The 15,595-nt window shown below is 51.7% G+C and carries 15 protein-coding genes; 5 read left to right on the forward strand and 10 right to left on the reverse strand.

What is annotated here, in order from left to right; genetic code table 11:
- Positions 1-43: 43 nt before the first annotated feature.
- Complete coding sequence (locus tag OGV50_RS06430) at positions 44-397, forward strand: DUF1428 domain-containing protein (RefSeq protein WP_012133521.1); 354 nt, start codon at positions 44-46, stop codon at positions 395-397.
- A 39-nt stretch (positions 398-436) separates the two neighbouring features.
- Here the strand turns inward: OGV50_RS06430 and pdeB are convergent, their stop codons facing one another.
- A complete protein-coding gene (pdeB, locus tag OGV50_RS06435) occupies positions 437-1,987 on the reverse strand; it encodes a cyclic di-3',5'-guanosine monophosphate phosphodiesterase PdeB (protein WP_286488390.1) in 1,551 nt (516 codons plus the stop codon).
- A 225-nt stretch (positions 1,988-2,212) separates the two neighbouring features.
- Here pdeB and OGV50_RS06440 point away from each other — a divergent pair, with 225 nt between their 5' ends.
- The gene (locus OGV50_RS06440; protein WP_012133519.1) at positions 2,213-2,473 is read left to right on the forward strand and encodes a type B 50S ribosomal protein L31; all 261 of its coding nucleotides are present in this window, start codon (positions 2,213-2,215) and stop codon (positions 2,471-2,473) included.
- 1 nt (position 2,474) lies between these two features.
- Positions 2,475-2,615 (forward strand): type B 50S ribosomal protein L36, encoded by a 141-nt coding sequence (ykgO, locus tag OGV50_RS06445; RefSeq protein WP_003859006.1) that lies wholly within the window; start codon positions 2,475-2,477, stop codon positions 2,613-2,615.
- A gap of 77 nt (positions 2,616-2,692) precedes the next feature.
- Here the strand turns inward: ykgO and OGV50_RS06450 are convergent, their stop codons facing one another.
- The 6 genes from OGV50_RS06450 to acrA all read right to left on the reverse strand — a co-directional run bounded on the left by OGV50_RS06450 (position 2,693) and on the right by acrA (position 9,496).
- Positions 2,693-3,163: a YlaC family protein gene (locus OGV50_RS06450; protein WP_115615350.1), complete on the reverse strand. Its 471-nt coding sequence runs from the start codon at positions 3,161-3,163 to the stop codon at positions 2,693-2,695.
- 113 nt (positions 3,164-3,276) lie between these two features.
- Positions 3,277-3,828, reverse strand: a complete 552-nt coding sequence (maa, locus tag OGV50_RS06455; protein ID WP_047458424.1) for a maltose O-acetyltransferase — start codon at positions 3,826-3,828, stop codon at positions 3,277-3,279.
- 183 nt (positions 3,829-4,011) lie between these two features.
- The gene (gene hha / locus OGV50_RS06460) at positions 4,012-4,230 is read right to left on the reverse strand and encodes a hemolysin expression-modulating protein Hha (RefSeq protein ID WP_002892050.1); all 219 of its coding nucleotides are present in this window, start codon (positions 4,228-4,230) and stop codon (positions 4,012-4,014) included.
- Between the two features lie 27 nt (positions 4,231-4,257).
- Positions 4,258-4,632 carry an Hha toxicity modulator TomB gene (gene tomB / locus OGV50_RS06465; RefSeq protein WP_012133514.1) on the reverse strand — a complete coding sequence of 125 codons (375 nt, stop codon included), beginning with the start codon at positions 4,630-4,632 and terminating at the stop codon, positions 4,258-4,260.
- A gap of 501 nt (positions 4,633-5,133) precedes the next feature.
- Positions 5,134-8,280 carry an efflux RND transporter permease AcrB gene (acrB, locus tag OGV50_RS06470; protein ID WP_012133513.1) on the reverse strand — a complete coding sequence of 1,049 codons (3,147 nt, stop codon included), beginning with the start codon at positions 8,278-8,280 and terminating at the stop codon, positions 5,134-5,136.
- Between the two features lie 22 nt (positions 8,281-8,302).
- Positions 8,303-9,496, reverse strand: coding sequence for a multidrug efflux RND transporter periplasmic adaptor subunit AcrA (acrA, locus tag OGV50_RS06475; protein ID WP_286488391.1), 1,194 nt, complete (start codon positions 9,494-9,496; stop codon positions 8,303-8,305).
- A 141-nt stretch (positions 9,497-9,637) separates the two neighbouring features.
- Here acrA and acrR point away from each other — a divergent pair, with 141 nt between their 5' ends.
- Positions 9,638-10,291 (forward strand): multidrug efflux transporter transcriptional repressor AcrR, encoded by a 654-nt coding sequence (gene acrR, locus OGV50_RS06480; protein WP_286488392.1) that lies wholly within the window; start codon positions 9,638-9,640, stop codon positions 10,289-10,291.
- Positions 10,292-10,410: 119 nt separating this feature from the next.
- On the forward strand, positions 10,411-13,773 hold the full coding sequence (gene mscK, locus OGV50_RS06485) for a mechanosensitive channel MscK (protein ID WP_286488393.1): 3,363 nt from the start codon (positions 10,411-10,413) through the stop codon (positions 13,771-13,773).
- A gap of 36 nt (positions 13,774-13,809) precedes the next feature.
- Here mscK and OGV50_RS06490 read toward each other — a convergent pair whose 3' ends face one another.
- From OGV50_RS06490 to priC, 3 genes are all read right to left on the reverse strand, one after another.
- Entirely contained in the window at positions 13,810-14,757 is a 948-nt protein-coding gene (locus OGV50_RS06490; protein ID WP_060815857.1) for an Rpn family recombination-promoting nuclease/putative transposase, read from the reverse strand.
- 69 nt (positions 14,758-14,826) lie between these two features.
- A complete protein-coding gene (rsmS, locus tag OGV50_RS06495) occupies positions 14,827-14,994 on the reverse strand; it encodes a pleiotropic regulatory protein RsmS (RefSeq protein WP_012133507.1) in 168 nt (55 codons plus the stop codon).
- 14 nt (positions 14,995-15,008) lie between these two features.
- Positions 15,009-15,536: a primosomal replication protein N'' gene (gene priC, locus OGV50_RS06500; RefSeq protein WP_200091554.1), complete on the reverse strand. Its 528-nt coding sequence runs from the start codon at positions 15,534-15,536 to the stop codon at positions 15,009-15,011.
- Between the last annotated feature and the right edge of the window lie 59 nt (positions 15,537-15,595).

Raw genomic sequence — 15,595 nt, forward strand, 5'->3', positions numbered from 1 at the left:
CCAGAATTGGCTTGCCGCGCAGTACGCTTCGGAGGTTTTTCTCATGAAGTATGTTGATGGTTTTGTGGTTGCCGTACCTGCTGAAAACAAGGAGGCGTATCGGGAAATGGCGGCAAAAGCGGCTCCTCTCTTTAAAGAGTTTGGGGCGTTACGCGTCGTTGAGTGTTGGGCTGATGATGTGCCGGACGGCAAATTGACCGACTTTCGCATGGCGGTGAAAGCGGAAGATCACGAAGAGGTGGTGTTTAGCTGGATTGAATACCCTTCGAAAGAGGTTCGCGACGCGGCGAATCAGAAAATGATGTCAGACCCACGAATGAAAGAGTTTGGCGATGCCATGCCTTTTGATGGCAAGCGCATGATTTACGGCGGATTCTCTCCCATTCTGGATGACTGAAGCGACAGGCTGTGCGGCGTGCCGCCAGCCGTCCCCATTCTAAATCCGTTTTTCCGCCCACAAAATAAATTCTGCGGCGGGCAGCGCTTTGCTGTAAAGCCATCCCTGACCATACTGCACGCCGTGCTGGCGTAACCAGTCCTCCTGATGCGCCGTTTCAATACCTTCCGCCACCATTTTCAGCTTCAGCGTTTTCGCCATTTCAATAATATGCGGCGTCACATTTTTGTAGGCCAGTGCATCAACAAAGGACTTGTCGATTTTCAGAATATCCACGTCCAGATTCTGTAAGTAGCAAAGACTGGAATAGCCGGTGCCAAAGTCATCAAGATAAATCGCGTGACCGACTTTGCGGTATCTGGCAATGACTGGCGCGCTGGTTTTGGGATCGGCAAACTCACGCTCGGTCAGCTCCAGCGCGATTTGCGACGGTGAAATCTGACTCCGGTTAAGCAACTGGCTGAGATGTACCGGAAGTTTCTCTGACGCAAGGGTCGTTGCCTCAATATTGATAGAAATGTGCTGCTCAGGGTGTTGTCGCAGCCATGTTCCCATCTCCTCAAAAACGGTCTCTAAAATCAGGTGGGTGAGCGGTTCGGAAAGCCCCGTTTGTTCTGCGAGGGGAATAAACATTTCCGGCGAAAGGTAGCTGCCGTCGGTTTGCGGCCAGCGAGCCAGCGCTTCCGCGCCTGCTATCTTCCCGCTACTCAGCGAAATAATCGGCTGATAATGCACCTTAATATCACGGTTATGGATGGCGTCCAGTAAACGGTGGCGTGGTGATTGTAAGCGGCGAAGAATGCGCAGAATAAACGCCGCCGCCAGCAGGCTCGCCATCATCCCCAGCGGCAGCCAGGTAAAAGCCTGGCGATACCAGTTCTTTTGTAGCGGCAGCGTGGAGGCCCAGGTCACGATGGCGATGTTCATTTCAGGAGAGCGCTGAATTGTGTAGACACTGTTGCGATCTTCCCGGTATTGACCGGGCGACTGCTGCAATTGTCGAATAATGTCGGGATCGAGCCGATTGCTACTGGCGGCCACGATGTTATTTGCTTCGCCAATAATAGCGGCATCAATATGCCATGAACTAAATGGGATCACATCAATGAAGGAGGCGGGGTCCATCATGACCACATAGTGTTCTTTACCCACAGCGACCATAAAGCGCTTGAGCCCTAAATCATTTTGCGAGGTAAGCCATATGCGGTAGCCGTCCTGGGTGATTTTTTCCGGTTTGGGGAAAACGAAGGGGGCGCTTTTTTGCTCCAGCGATGAGCAAACAGGCATATTTTGGTCGAGGTATAGCACTTCCTGAATGTAGCGCAGACTGTAAGATATTCGGCGCATTGTCAGTAAATGCGCATTACTACAAGGCGTACCGCGAAAGGCGTTTAGCTGGTCTAACGCCAGTTTGCTCTGGGAGGCAACTTTGTCAGCGCGTAAGGCTACGCGTGATGAATAGACGTTAAGTTCCTCAATAAATTTCTTTTCAACCTGGCGATGAGCGAGCCAGAGGCTTAATCCCACAGGGGCAAGGACAGACAGAATGAGCACCCCTGTGACCAGGCTGACCAAATGTCGTGTTGTCACGGTGATATCCTTATTGATGCAGCATATGGCGAGTATATCTGAACGTAAAAAAGCCCTTCGTTTAATCACGTTATTCTAACTGCTTTTGCTCTTTCTGGCTCAATAAGGGCTTGTTTCGACTTAAAATGTACAATATTGAAGGATAACCACATCATTATGAGGGTTGAAAAGCGGCAATTTGCGGCGTATTTTATTGTTACGTTATAACATAATATTGAGGCTGTCATGAAACCGAATATCCATCCTGCCTATCGCACCGTGGTGTTCCACGATACCAGTGCGAATGAATACTTTAAGGTGGGGTCAACGATCAAAACCGAGCGTGAGATTGAGCTTGAGGGCGTGACCTATCCGTATGTCACCATTGAGGTGTCTTCTAAATCACACCCTTATTACACCGGAAAACAAAAAACCTTTGATAACGAAGGCAGCGCAGCACGTTTCCAGAAACGTTTCGGAAATTTTATTGGCGCTAAGCGAGGATAAGATGCAGGTACTGAATTCATTGCGTAGCGCAAAGCAGCGGCACCCGGACTGCCAGATAGTTAAACGCAAAGGGCGTTTATATGTGATCTGCAAATCCAATCCACGTTTTAAAGCGGTGCAGGGTCGTAAAAAAAGACGTTAATGATTTGCCAACATTGCAGGGACTACAGTGCGTGCCAGGGACGGTACGCACTTTTTACATCTGCAACAGTGAGAAAACTAACGGCTTGCCTCTGTGCGAGTGAGCGTGAAAACATCGTAGAAAGAGAGTTCGCCTTTACGCGTTATCATCTTCTGTAATTGTGCTTTCTGGTCGCTGCCAACATGCGGTGACTGAAGAATAGCGTGGATCAGCGCAGGGGGAACGAAGCGCGTGTTATACCATTCTCCGTTATAGCAAACCCTGAAATCCAGCACGTCGATATCCTCGTAGCGATAACGCGGGGCGACATCAAAAAAGAAAAAACCATTCAACAGGACGAATAATACGACCAGCAGCCACACTGAATCCACCAGCGTGTCTGATTGCAGCATGACGGCCAGCGTGGCAAACCAGGCGATATACATGCCAATAAACAGCCCCGGATGTTTGCGAATAAAACTAATACTGAAACGCGGTCTGTTGTCGCGTTTCTCGCGAGCATTGAGATCGTCAATCGTTTCCGTCAGCAGGCGCTGTATTTCTGTCATCATTTGCCTTTGTGATTTCTGTAACATTCAGGGAACAGCCCATTTTAGAAGGGCGAACTTCATGAAAAAAGTAACAGATTAACCACAATTTATCATAACAGTTACAATTCGCTTTACAGCGTTTTAATGATTCGCGCGGGATTTCCACCGACCACAACGTTGGCCGGAACGCTTTTGGTCACGACGGCGCCCGATGCGACAACGGCGTTGTCGCCAATGGTGACGCCAGGGTTAATCACGGCGCGACCGCCGATCCAGACATTATTCCCGATGGTTACAGGTTTACCCAGTTCCCTACCGCTGTTGCGTTCTGTGGCATCCAGCGGGTGCGTCGCCGTATAGATATGCACGCCAGGCGCGAGCATACAATTGTCGCCGATATGAATTGGGCAGACATCCAGCATCACACAGTCGAAGTTAGCGTAAAATGCTTTGCCGAGGTAAATATTGTAACCGTAATCACAGCGGAAGGAGGGCTCAATATACGCACCGTCGCTCTGGCCTAGCAGGTCGCTCAGAATAGCCTGTCGCGCATTCTTCTCGTCCGGTGCGGAGTGGTTGTATCGATGAAGCAACTGGCGCGCCCGCAGGCGGTCGTTGCGCAATGTCTCATCGGCCGGGCAATATAACTCACCGGCAATCATCTTCTGCTTTTCTTCGCTCATTATGCACTCTTCTGTTTGTGGATTAACTGCCGCAGTACAGTAAAGCGCAACGCCTTTTAAGGGAACGTTCCCGTTACCTTGATGTGATCTAAATCACGAGACGAAAAATAGGAATTAACGGTAAATACAGGGAAACCCTCGGTCAGGCAGAACGAACGTATTCTCCATAGCGTTATGCAAAAATTAGCGAATGAATTTCCACACGGAGGTGGGAATCTTGTCGTAGAGCTTATTCATCGTCAATTCTGCAAGACGGTGATCTGCTGCTGAGTAAAATACAGCCAATTCATTGTCAGACAATTCATATTTATTTTTCTCTATTACACGTTCCAGCGTGTCTATTGTCTGGCAGCGTCGTAAACGCATCAAATAATCTGTTTTCGTTAATGGTTTATCGGACATAAATCTTACCTATGATTGTAATAATTTTTAACATGACAAGCTAACAGGATTCGCCCTGGTGGCATTGACGAAGCAGCGAAACAGGCGGTTTCCTGATTTTCGCCATTTTTGCAGATCCTGCGCATTAATGCCGTAACTGCTGAACAACATAAAGGTGTCATCCAGATATTCATCTATCTGTGCAATCAGCTTATTGTCCTCATTATACTTAATTTTATAATTAAGTGCGAAGGTTGCAATATGCTCTATCAGTTCATTGAGCTGAAGATTGATTGCCGAAGTAGGGTCATTAACCCAACCGTGGTTGCTTTCTTCAAGGTTTGCAAGACAGTCATGATACAGGGTTTCACAGAGAAATTTAAGCTGTGCGATATCATGTCTTTTGGGTGAGTACTCATCCATAACGCATCCCCTTCTTAGTGGCTTGAACTAACCGAACACCTTTCGGGATGGATACAACTAACTGACCTGGAACTTGCGCTCTTCTCCTGATGTTTTAACTATAATCCACTCTAAAAAAGATTTCATCGTCCTATTACGAAAAATTACAATTAGGTAAAAGTATGTTGCCCCAACGCAATTTTACATTTTAACCGTAAAAGACGATGCCTGAAATGAGGCGATCTTTTTATTGTTTTTGCAATCATTGAGTTATCGTCATTTGTGCTAACAACGATTGTTAAGAAGGCTGTTACACTCACGATATACCAGGAATAATCTTAATGATTTCTTAATTAACGGAAAAAATAAGAAATGATCAGACTCTCTAAGAATAGCCTTTAGCACGCTGGGGATTATATGTCTTATTTATTCTACGGTGAATAAACAAACTAACAATAAGCGCTTTTTATGATTTTTATCCAGAAAAAAGGCCGCTTGCGCGGCCTTTTCACAGGAGATGAATCAATGATGCTCTACCGAATGGCTGTGCTCAATGTCTTCGCTCTTGCGGCTAAAGCGGCGGCGTACCACCACAAAGAAGACCGGAACGAAGAAGATAGCCAGAACCGTTGCGGTGACCATCCCGCCCATTACGCCGGTGCCCACAGCGTTCTGCGCGCCGGAACCTGCGCCAGAGCTGATAACCAGCGGCATAACACCGAGGATAAACGCCAGAGACGTCATCAGGATCGGGCGTAAACGCATACGTACCGCTTCCAGCGTTGCTTCTATCAGACCTTTGCCTTCTTTATCCATCAAGTCTTTGGCGAATTCGACGATAAGTATCGCGTTCTTCGCCGACAGCCCAATGGTTGTGAGCAAGCCCACCTGGAAGTAAACGTCGTTGGTCAGGCCACGGAAGGTTGCCGCCAACAGCGCGCCGATAACCCCGAGCGGCACCACCAGCATAACGGAGAACGGAATAGACCAGCTTTCATACAGCGCCGCCAGACACAGGAAGACCACGATCAGTGAAATGGCGTACAGGGCAGGCGCCTGGTTGCCGGACAGTCGTTCCTGATAAGACATCCCGGTCCAGTCATAGCCGATGCCGGATGGCAGTTTGCTTGCCAGCTCTTCCATCATCGCCATTGCTTCACCGGTACTCTTACCTGGTGCCGCCTGGCCGAGGATTTCCATTGAAGGCAGACCGTTATAGCGTTCCAGACGCGGTGAACCGTATTCCCAGCGCGAGGAGGAGAAGGCTGAGAACGGCACCATCTGACCATCGCTACCGCGCACATACCAGTTTCCGATATCTTCCGGCAACATACGGTATTTCGCTTCAGACATGACGTAAACTTTCTTCACACGACCACGGTCGATGAAGTCGTTCACATAGCTACCGCCCCATGCTGCGCCTAGCGTCGTGTTAATATCGCTAATGGAAACACCCAACGCCTGCGCTTTTTCCTGATCGATATCGACCTTGAACTGCGGCGTATCTTCCAGACCGTTCGGACGAACGCCGACCAGCAGATCCGGGTGTTTTGCAACTTCGCCAAACAGCTGGTTACGCGCCTGCGTCAGTTTTTCATGACCGAGGCCGCCCTGGTCAATCAACTGGAAGTCGAAGCCCGTTGCCGTACCCAGTTCGACAATCGCTGGCAGGTTAAAGGCGAACACCATCGCATCTTTAATCTGGGAGAATGCGCCCATCGCGCGACCGGTGATCGCATCGACTTTATTCTCATCCCCCGGACGGTCGGCCCAGTCTTTCAACGAGACGAACGCGATACCGGTGTTCTGACCACGACCAGCAAAACCAAAGCCGTTAACCGCAAAGACGGATTCAACGTTATCTTTCTCTTTGGTGAGATAATAGTCGGTCATCTCATCGAGAACTTTCTGCGTACGCTCCTGGGTTGCGCCCGCTGGCAGCTGCGCCATGCTCAGGAAGACCCCCTGGTCCTCGTCCGGCAAGAAGGAGCTTGGCAGACGAACGAACAGGTAAGCCATGCCGACAACGATGATCAGATAGAGCAGCAGATAACGACCGGTGCTGCGCAGGATGTTGCCTACGCTGTCGGTGTAGTGGTGCGTGCTCTTCTCGAACATGTTGTTGAACCAGCCAAAGAAACCTTTGGTTGACCCGTGGCTGCCTTTGGCAACCGGCTTAAGCATGGTGGCGCACAGGGCTGGCGTCAGGATCAGTGCCACCAGCACTGACAGCGCCATTGCGGACACAATGGTGATGGAGAACTGACGATAAATAGCCCCTGTAGACCCGCCGAAGAAGGCCATCGGGATAAATACCGCTGACAGCACCATCGCGATCCCCACCAGCGCGCCCTGAATCTGGCCCATTGATTTTCGCGTGGCTTCTTTCGGCGGCAATCCTTCTTCGGACATTACACGCTCGACGTTCTCTACTACCACGATGGCGTCATCCACCAACAGGCCGATGGCGAGCACCATCCCGAACATTGTTAGCGTGTTTATCGAGAAACCGAACGCCGAAAGCACGGCGAATGTCCCTAACAGCACCACCGGCACCGCGATTGTCGGAATCAACGTCGCACGGAAGTTTTGCAGGAACAGGTACATGACCAGGAACACGAGGATGATGGCTTCTACCAGCGTTTTCACCACTTCGTGAATGGAGATCGTCACGAACGGGGTGGTGTCATACGGGTAAACGATTTTCATCCCTGACGGGAAGAACGGTTCCATCTTCTTCAGTTCTGCACGGATGGCGTTTGCGGTATCCAGCGCGTTCGCACCGGTCGCCAGCTTGATCCCCAGACCAGACGCAGGCTGTCCGTTGAACTTCGCAATGATGTCGTAGTTCTCACCGCCCAGTTCAATTCTTGCTACATCGCGCAGGCGAACCTGGGAGCCGTCCTGGTTCACTTTCAGCAGAATTTTACCGAACTCTTCCGTAGAGGTCAGACGCGTTTGTGCGATGATGGAGGCGTTCAGTTGCTGGCCTTTCACCGGCGGCGTACCGCCAAGCTGACCGGCCGCAACCTGGGCGTTTTGTGCTTTGATCGCGTTAATCACATCTACTGGCGTGAGCTGGAAGTTGTTCAGCTTCGTTGGGTCCATCCAGATACGCATCGCGTACTGCGAACCAAACAGCTGCACGTCACCCACACCTGACGTACGGCTGATGGCGTCTTTCATGTTCGCCGCAACGTAGTCAGAAATATCCTCCTGGGTCATGGTGCCGTCGGTGTTAATGACGCCCACAACCATCAGGAAGCTGCTGGATGATTTCTCAACGCTCACACCCTGCTGTTGAACCTCCTGAGGAAGCAGCGGCATGGCCAGTTGCAGTTTGTTCTGCACCTGAACCTGCGCGATATCTGCATCCGTACCGGATTCGAAGGTCAGGGTGATCTGCACGGTACCCGTGGAGTCACTGTTTGAGGACATGTACATCAGGTTATCGATACCGTTCATGTTCTGTTCGATAACCTGCGTCACCGTGTCCTGCACGGTTTTCGCATCAGCGCCAGGGTAAGTCGCGGAGATCGTCACTGCGGGCGGCGCAATCGTTGGATATTGCGCTACCGGCAGTTTGAGGATCGCGAGGCCCCCTGCCAACATGATGATAATGGCGATCACCCACGCAAATATAGGGCGATCGATAAAGAAATTAGGCATGTCTTAACGGCTCCTGTTTAAGTTAAGACTTAGACTGTTCAGACGGGTTAGCGCTTGCGGCTTGCTGTTCATTATCCGCGGTGACTTCCTGCGCTTTAACCTGCGCGCCAGGACGCACTTTTTGCAGCCCGGTAACAATCACGCGATCGCCCGATTTGAGTCCATCAGTGACTAACCACTTATCGCCAATCGCCTGGTTTGCGACGATCTGACGGGTTTCCACTTTGTCATCGGCGCCGACAACCAATGCACTGGCATCACCGCGTGGCGTACGGGTAACGCCCTGCTGGGGAACCAGCAATGCATCAGGATTGGTGCCTTCTTCCAGACGTGCGCGAACAAACATACCAGGCAGTAAGGTATGGTCCGGGTTAGGGAAGATTGCGCGTAACGTAATCGAACCGGTGGTTTGGTCGACGGTGACGTCAGAAAACTCAAGCGTACCGGATTGCGGATAGGTAATGCCGTCGCTGGTGACCAGCTCGACTTTCGCTTTGCCGTTCTCTTGCTTCAGTTTGCCGCTCGCCAGATCCTGTTTCAGGCGCAGGAAGTCGTTGCTTGACTGCGTTACATCCACATAGATCGGGTCGAGTTGCTGTACTGTCGCGAGGGCGGTAGCCTGGCCGTTTTGTACCAGCGCGCCTTCCGTTATGGATGATTTACCGATCCGGCCGTTAATCGGGGAGGTCACTTTGGTATACGCCAGATTAATGCGTGCGGTTTCAACGGCCGCTTTTGCCGCCACAACAGACGCATTCGCCTGTTGCGCATCTGCCAGCGCGCTATCGTAGTCTTGTTGGCTGATGTATTTCGTACCCAACAGTTTCTGATAACGTTTAACCGTTAACTGAGCGATATTTGCAGCCGCCTGCGCTTTAGCGAGATCGCCTTTGGCGCTTTCGTAAGCCGCCTGGTAAGTCGCAGGATCAATCTGATAGAGAGACACACCCGCTTCAATGTCGCCGCCTTCCGTAAAGTTACGTTTCAGGATAATTCCGCTTACCTGAGGACGAACTTCCGCAATACGGTATGCATTGGTGCGACCCGGGAGTTCAGTAGTGATCTGTAGAGGTTCAGTTTTGAGCGTCACAACCCCAACTTCTGGCATCTGCTGACCACCTTGTTGGGCCTGTTTGTCGTCACATCCTGTTAGCGCTAAGCTGCCTGAGAGCATCAGAACGACCGCCAGAGGCGTAAACCCTCTGTTTTTGTTCATATGTAAACCTCGAGTGTCCGATTTCAAATTGATCAATGGTCAAAAGTCCACAAACCCATTGCTGCGTTTATATTATCGTCGTGCTATGGTACATACATCCACAAATGTATGTAAATCTAACGCCTGTAAATTCACCGACATATGGCACGAAAAACCAAACAACAAGCACAGGAAACTCGGCAACACATCCTGGATGTAGCTCTGCGTTTGTTCTCGCGGCAAGGGGTATCATCCACTTCGCTCGCGGAGATTGCAAAAGCCGCTGGCGTCACACGCGGTGCAATCTATTGGCACTTCAAAAACAAGTCGGATTTATTCAGTGAAATCTGGGAGCTATCAGAATCCAATATTGGTGAGCTTGAGATTGAGTATCAGGCAAAATTCCCCGACGATCCACTATCAGTATTAAGAGAAATTTTAGTCCATCTTCTTGAAGCAACCGTGACGGAAGAGCGCCGACGTTTATTGATGGAAATTATATTCCACAAATGCGAATTCGTGGGTGAAATGGCGGTAGTGCAACAGGCGCAGCGAAGCATCTGCGTGGAAAGCTATGACCGCATTGAACAAACGCTAATACATTGTATTAAAGCAAAAATGCTCCCGGGAAACCTGATGACGCGTCGTGCGGCAATATTAATGCGCGGCTATATTTCCGGCATCATGGAAAACTGGCTCTTTGCGCCGCAATCCTTTGATCTGAAAAAAGAAGCGCGAGATTACGTCGCCATCTTGTTGGAAATGTATCTGCTTTGCCCGACGCTGAGAGCGGCGCCTGCCCTCGAAAGCCCCTGATATCATTCCAGGAATTATCCTGGACATTTTCCGTTCCGCTATTCTGTCCGTCACCGCCGTGATATTCTTGCGGCTTGACTATTTCCGGTCATTCTTCCGGTTCAGAAACCTTCACTCCCATGACTATGTTGCAGCTCTATAAACGTTCATCGCATCTTGTTTTTATCTCAATCATTTTCTTTGTGTTATTGCTGTGCGGTCAGTCGTCGGCGTTTGCCCGTGCGCAAACGAATGGCGATCTGCCGTCGAAAGCGGACGTGCAAAGCCAGCTGGATGCGCTGGGTAAACAGAAAGACCTCTCGGCGCTGGATAAACTGGTTCAGCAGGATCTCATCGATACGCTCGCCACGCTTGATAAAATCGATCGGGTAAAAGAGGATACCACGCAATTACGTCAGAAAGTCGCGCAGGCGCCGGAAAAAATGCGTCAGGCGACGGACGCGATGAATGCCCTCAGCGATGTGGATAATGACGACGAAACGCGAAAAACGTTGAGCACGCTTTCGCTGCGCCAGCTGGAACTTCGGGTTGCGCAGGTGCTGGACGATTTGCAGAACTCGCAAAACGATCTGGCGACTTACAATAGTCAGCTGGTTTCGCTCCAGACGCAGCCTGAGCGTGTACAAAACGCGATGTATACCGCGTCGCAGCAAATGCAGCAAATCCGTAATCGACTGGACGGCACCAGTGTCGGGGACGGCGCATTGCGCCCGAGTCAACAGGCTCTGCTACAGGCGCAACAGGCGTTGCTTAACGCGCAAATCGATCAGCAGCGCAAAAGTCTGGAAGGCAATACGGTTTTGCAGGATACCCTGCAAAAGCAGCGCGATTACGTCACGGCGAACACCAATCGACTGGAACACCAGCTCCAGCTTTTGCAGGAAGCGGTCAACAGCAAACGTCTGACGCTAACCGAGAAGACGGCGCAGGAGGCGATCTCGCCGGATGAAACGGCGCGTATTCAGGCTAACCCTCTTGTGAAGCAGGAGCTGGATGTCAATCATCAACTGAGCCAGCGCTTGATCACGGCAACCGAAAACGGTAACGCGCTCATGCAGCAGAACATCAAAGTCAAAAACTGGCTTGATCGCGCGCTGCAATCAGAGCGCAATATCAAAGAGCAGATTGCGGTGCTGAGAGGCAGTTTGCTGTTGTCGCGTATCTTGTATCAGCAGCAGCAAACGCTGCCGTCGGCAGATGAACTTGTCGATATGACCAACCGGATTGCGGATTTGCGTCTGGAGCAGTTTGAAGTTAACCAGCAGCGTGACGCTTTGTTCCAGAACGACGCCTTTGTGGCCAAACTGGAAGAAGGGCACACTGACGAGGTTAATGACGAAGTGCATGATGCGCTGCTGCAAGTGGTTGATATGCGCAGGGAATTACTGGATCAGTTGAATAAGCAACTGGGCAATCAGCTGATGATGGCCATTAACCTGCAAATCAATCAACAGCAGCTAATGAGCGTCTCGAAAAACCTTAAAGAGATCCTGACTCAGCAAATCTTTTGGGTTAACAGTAACCGCCCGATGGACTGGGACTGGATTAAAGCCTTCCCGCAAACGCTGAAAGATCAGTTCAGGTCGATGAAAATTACGGTGAACTGGGAAAAGGCCTGGCCTGCGGTATTCATCGCATTCCTCGCGGGGCTGCCTTTGCTGCTGATCGCCGGAGTGATTCGCTGGCGACTGAAATGGCTTAAAGCGTACCAGGAGAAGCTGGCGGCCGCGGTGGGATCATTGCGTAACGACAGCCAGCTCAATACGCCGAAAGCGATTTTCATCGATCTGATTCGCGCCTTGCCGGTTTGTCTGATAATCCTTGCGGTGGGGCTGATCCTCCTCACCATGCAATTGAATATTAGCGACCTGTTATGGGCGTTCAGTAAAAAGCTGGCGTTGTTCTGGCTGGTATTCGGTCTGTGCTGGAAGGTGCTGGAGAAAGAGGGCGTTGCCATTCGGCACTTCGGCATGCCGGCGAAATTGACCAGCCACTGGCGCCGTCAGATTGTGCGCATCAGTCTGGCGCTACTGCCGCTGCATTTCTGGTCGGTGGTCGCTGAACTTTCTCCGCTGCACCTGATGGATGATGTGCTGGGGCAGGTGGTGATTTTCCTCAACCTTCTGCTTATTACTCTGCTGGTGTGGCCAATGTGCCGCGATAGCTGGCGTGATAAGGAGTCGCATGGTTTACGTCTGATCACGATTACCGTGCTCTCCATCATTCCCGTCGCGTTGATGGTGTTGACCGCGACGGGCTATTTCTATACCACGCTACGCCTGTCCGGGCGCTGGATTGAAACCGTCTATCTGGTGATTATCTGGAACCTGCTGTATCAGACCGTGTTACGCGGCCTGAGCGTCGCGGCGCGTCGTATTGCCTGGCGCCGTGCGCTGGCGCGTCGTCAGAATCTGGTGAAAGAGGGGGCAGAAGGCGCGGAGCCGCAGGAAGAACCGACCATTGCGCTGGAACAGGTTAACCAGCAAACGCTGCGCATCACCATGCTGCTGATGATTGCCCTGTTCGGGGTGATGTTCTGGGCGATTTGGTCCGATCTGATCACCGTGTTCAGCTATCTCGACAGCATCACGCTCTGGCACTACAACGGCACAGAAGCGGGCGCTGCGGTGGTTAAAAACGTTACGATGGGCAGCCTGCTGTTTGCCATTATTGTGTCAATGGTGGCCTGGGCGCTGATCCGTAACTTACCTGGCCTGCTGGAAGTTCTGGTACTTTCCAGACTGAAAATGCGCCAGGGGGCTTCGTATGCGATCACCACGATCCTCAACTACATCATCATTGCTGTTGGCGCGATGACGGTATTCGGATCGCTTGGCGTATCGTGGGACAAACTACAGTGGCTGGCGGCGGCGTTATCGGTTGGTCTTGGTTTCGGCTTGCAGGAGATTTTCGGTAACTTCGTCTCTGGCATTATTATCCTGTTTGAACGCCCGGTACGCATTGGCGATACGGTGACTATCGGCACCTTCTCCGGGACGGTCAGCAAGATCCGTATTCGTGCGACCACCATTACCGACTTCGATCGTAAAGAGGTGATCATTCCGAACAAAGCCTTCGTGACCGAACGATTGATCAACTGGTCGCTGTCCGACACCACCACCCGGCTGGTGATCCGCCTTGGCGTCGCCTATGGCTCGGATCTGGACAAAGTGAAAAAAGTGCTGTTGCAGGCGGCGACGGAGCACCCGAAAGTGATGCGTGAGCCAGAACCTGCGGTGTTCTTTACCACGTTTGGCGCCAGTACGCTCGATCATGAACTGCGTCTGTACGTGCGTGAACTGCGCGATCGCAGCCATACGGTGGATGAGCTGAACCGGACCATCGATCGTTTGTGCCGTGAAAATAACATCGACATCGCTTTTAACCAGCTGGAAGTGCATCTGCGCAATGAGAAAGGTGACGAAGTGACGGAAGTTAAACGCGAAATCAAAGGCGACGATCCGACGCCATCGGTGGGCTAAGTTCTGTTCAGGGCGGCCAGGCCGCCCTGAGTGTCTCTAATGGGAGAGCGCAGACAGCTCTTCTGGCGAGAGTCCGGTTAGGTGGGTGATCAGATCGGGGGCCAGACCGCTGTCGAGCATTTTGAGAGCGATGCTGCGCGCTTCGGCCTGACGACCTTCTTCTAAGCCCTTTTGCCGTCCTTGCTGCATTCCCTGTTGCATTCCTTTTTGCAGGCCGTCTGCTCTGCCTTTCTCTTCCAGCCATTCGGCAATGCTCATCAGTTGCTCCTTATACTGGGGGGCGCAGCTGGCCAGTTTGCGGATCAACGCGCCGGGGTCCGTGGTATTCCCAACCTGCAACATATAGTGTATCAGCACGCTGATTTGGCTACGGGTCAGGTGTTCCTGCGTTAATAGCGTGATTAATTGATCCTGTAATTCGGCCAGATCGCGTCGACGTATATGCTTTTGCAGTAACTCCAGCATCGCCATTCGCCGATGCCGCATGATCTGATTATCCGGCATTACGGTCAGGTCCACCAGCGCAAATTCATTGCTGTAAAGGCTATTGGCAAGCGCGGGCTCACAAAACATATTCTGCCAGTTCAGGCTGTAGGGCCACGGGCTAATTGACCCGTGGTAGAACAGTAAGGGAACCACTAACGGCAGCGTGTCGTGCCCGGCATCAAGATGCCGCTGCATGGCGGCGATGGCATAACGCATCAGGCGAAACGCCATGAATTTATCGGGTTTGCTTTGATGCTCAATCAGCGCATAAACGTAGCCTGGTCCATGCGTAGTTTGCAGGGAGTAGAGGATGTCTGAATAGCTGGCCCGTAAGTTCTCTTCGACAAAACTTCCTGACTCCAGCGTCAGGGAATCCAGATTGCAGATGCGAAGAAAGGTGTCAGGTAAATGGATCTGTAAAAAATCCCGCGCGATCGCTTTTTGCGTCAGCAGTTGCCGAAATACCGCATCATGCGGCGTGGTTGAAAGTCGTTCCATGAACTGTCCGTCGTCATTGTGTCCCGACGCAGACTCTGACATTGACGGTGAGGACGCACCAGCTCCCTTTTAATCGCTTTGCGAGGCGTCTTCCGCGTTTTTTAGTTTGTTTTCATAATCACGCTTCACAATTTCCAGCGCGCGTAGCACGGTTTGCGCGGGCAGCTGATTCTCTTCAAGCAGGACGATCAGATCGACGGCCAGTTTGACGTCGTCCGGGGCATTCTCAAGCGACATATTTTCTCCAGTGGTTAACGGGTCAGGCGCGCCAGTACGCGCTCTATTTTTTCCAGCGCATGACGACAGCGCGCCAGACGGCCTTCAAACGCCTCGATTTCCCGGTGCAGCGTCTGCTGCTCGGTGAAGCCGGTGACCTGCGCCAGACGGGCTTTACGCTCCTCGGTCATTTCCAGCAGACGACGCTCAAACTCCTGATGCTTTACGCGTTTACGTTGCCAGCGCGCCAGCCCCGGGGAGGCGCTGTCCCACTCCCTGAGCGACCAGGTCGCGGTTTCTCGTGTTATCGCCTCAATCTGTGACACCAGGCGTTCCGCCAGCCAGGCAATCTGCGGCAGCGTCTGTTGTTCAACCGCATGGCGCAACGCGTCAAGGTTGGTTCTGGCTTCATCCAGATACGCCTTCAATAGCGTGCTGCGGGTGCGAAAAAGATGCCTGTCAAAGCGTGCGCTGAGCGTCGCATGCTGTGCCAGCGGCGCGCTCTGCTGGCGCAGACTGGCGAGCTGGCTTTCCAGCCTGTGTAACAGCATGGCGGTTTTCAATGTAACACTCCGATGAAAATGATAACTGTTATGCTACAGTAGCAGCCTTGTGTGCTACG

This window comes from Citrobacter sp. CK180 (genome assembly GCF_030333655.1).
GTDB lineage: Bacteria > Pseudomonadota > Gammaproteobacteria > Enterobacterales > Enterobacteriaceae > Citrobacter_B > Citrobacter_B koseri.

What these genes read in the sequence shown, in the direction of transcription:
- OGV50_RS06430 (WP_012133521.1), top strand. Translation starts at nt 44, where the DNA reads ATGAAGTATGTTGATGGTTTTGTGGTTGCCGTACCTGCTGAAAACAAG.
- hha (WP_002892050.1), bottom strand. Translation starts at nt 4,230, where the DNA reads ATGTCCGATAAACCATTAACGAAAACAGATTATTTGATGCGTTTACGA.
- tomB (WP_012133514.1), bottom strand. Translation starts at nt 4,632, where the DNA reads ATGGATGAGTACTCACCCAAAAGACATGATATCGCACAGCTTAAATTT.
- acrA (WP_286488391.1), bottom strand. Translation starts at nt 9,496, where the DNA reads ATGAACAAAAACAGAGGGTTTACGCCTCTGGCGGTCGTTCTGATGCTC.
- mscK (WP_286488393.1), top strand. Translation starts at nt 10,411, where the DNA reads ATGACTATGTTGCAGCTCTATAAACGTTCATCGCATCTTGTTTTTATC.
- ykgO (WP_003859006.1), top strand. Translation starts at nt 2,475, where the DNA reads ATGCAGGTACTGAATTCATTGCGTAGCGCAAAGCAGCGGCACCCGGAC.
- OGV50_RS06490 (WP_060815857.1), bottom strand. Translation starts at nt 14,757, where the DNA reads ATGGAACGACTTTCAACCACGCCGCATGATGCGGTATTTCGGCAACTG.
- acrB (WP_012133513.1), bottom strand. Translation starts at nt 8,280, where the DNA reads ATGCCTAATTTCTTTATCGATCGCCCTATATTTGCGTGGGTGATCGCC.
- OGV50_RS06440 (WP_012133519.1), top strand. Translation starts at nt 2,213, where the DNA reads ATGAAACCGAATATCCATCCTGCCTATCGCACCGTGGTGTTCCACGAT.
- rsmS (WP_012133507.1), bottom strand. Translation starts at nt 14,994, where the DNA reads ATGTCGCTTGAGAATGCCCCGGACGACGTCAAACTGGCCGTCGATCTG.
- OGV50_RS06450 (WP_115615350.1), bottom strand. Translation starts at nt 3,163, where the DNA reads ATGACAGAAATACAGCGCCTGCTGACGGAAACGATTGACGATCTCAAT.
- maa (WP_047458424.1), bottom strand. Translation starts at nt 3,828, where the DNA reads ATGAGCGAAGAAAAGCAGAAGATGATTGCCGGTGAGTTATATTGCCCG.
- acrR (WP_286488392.1), top strand. Translation starts at nt 9,638, where the DNA reads ATGGCACGAAAAACCAAACAACAAGCACAGGAAACTCGGCAACACATC.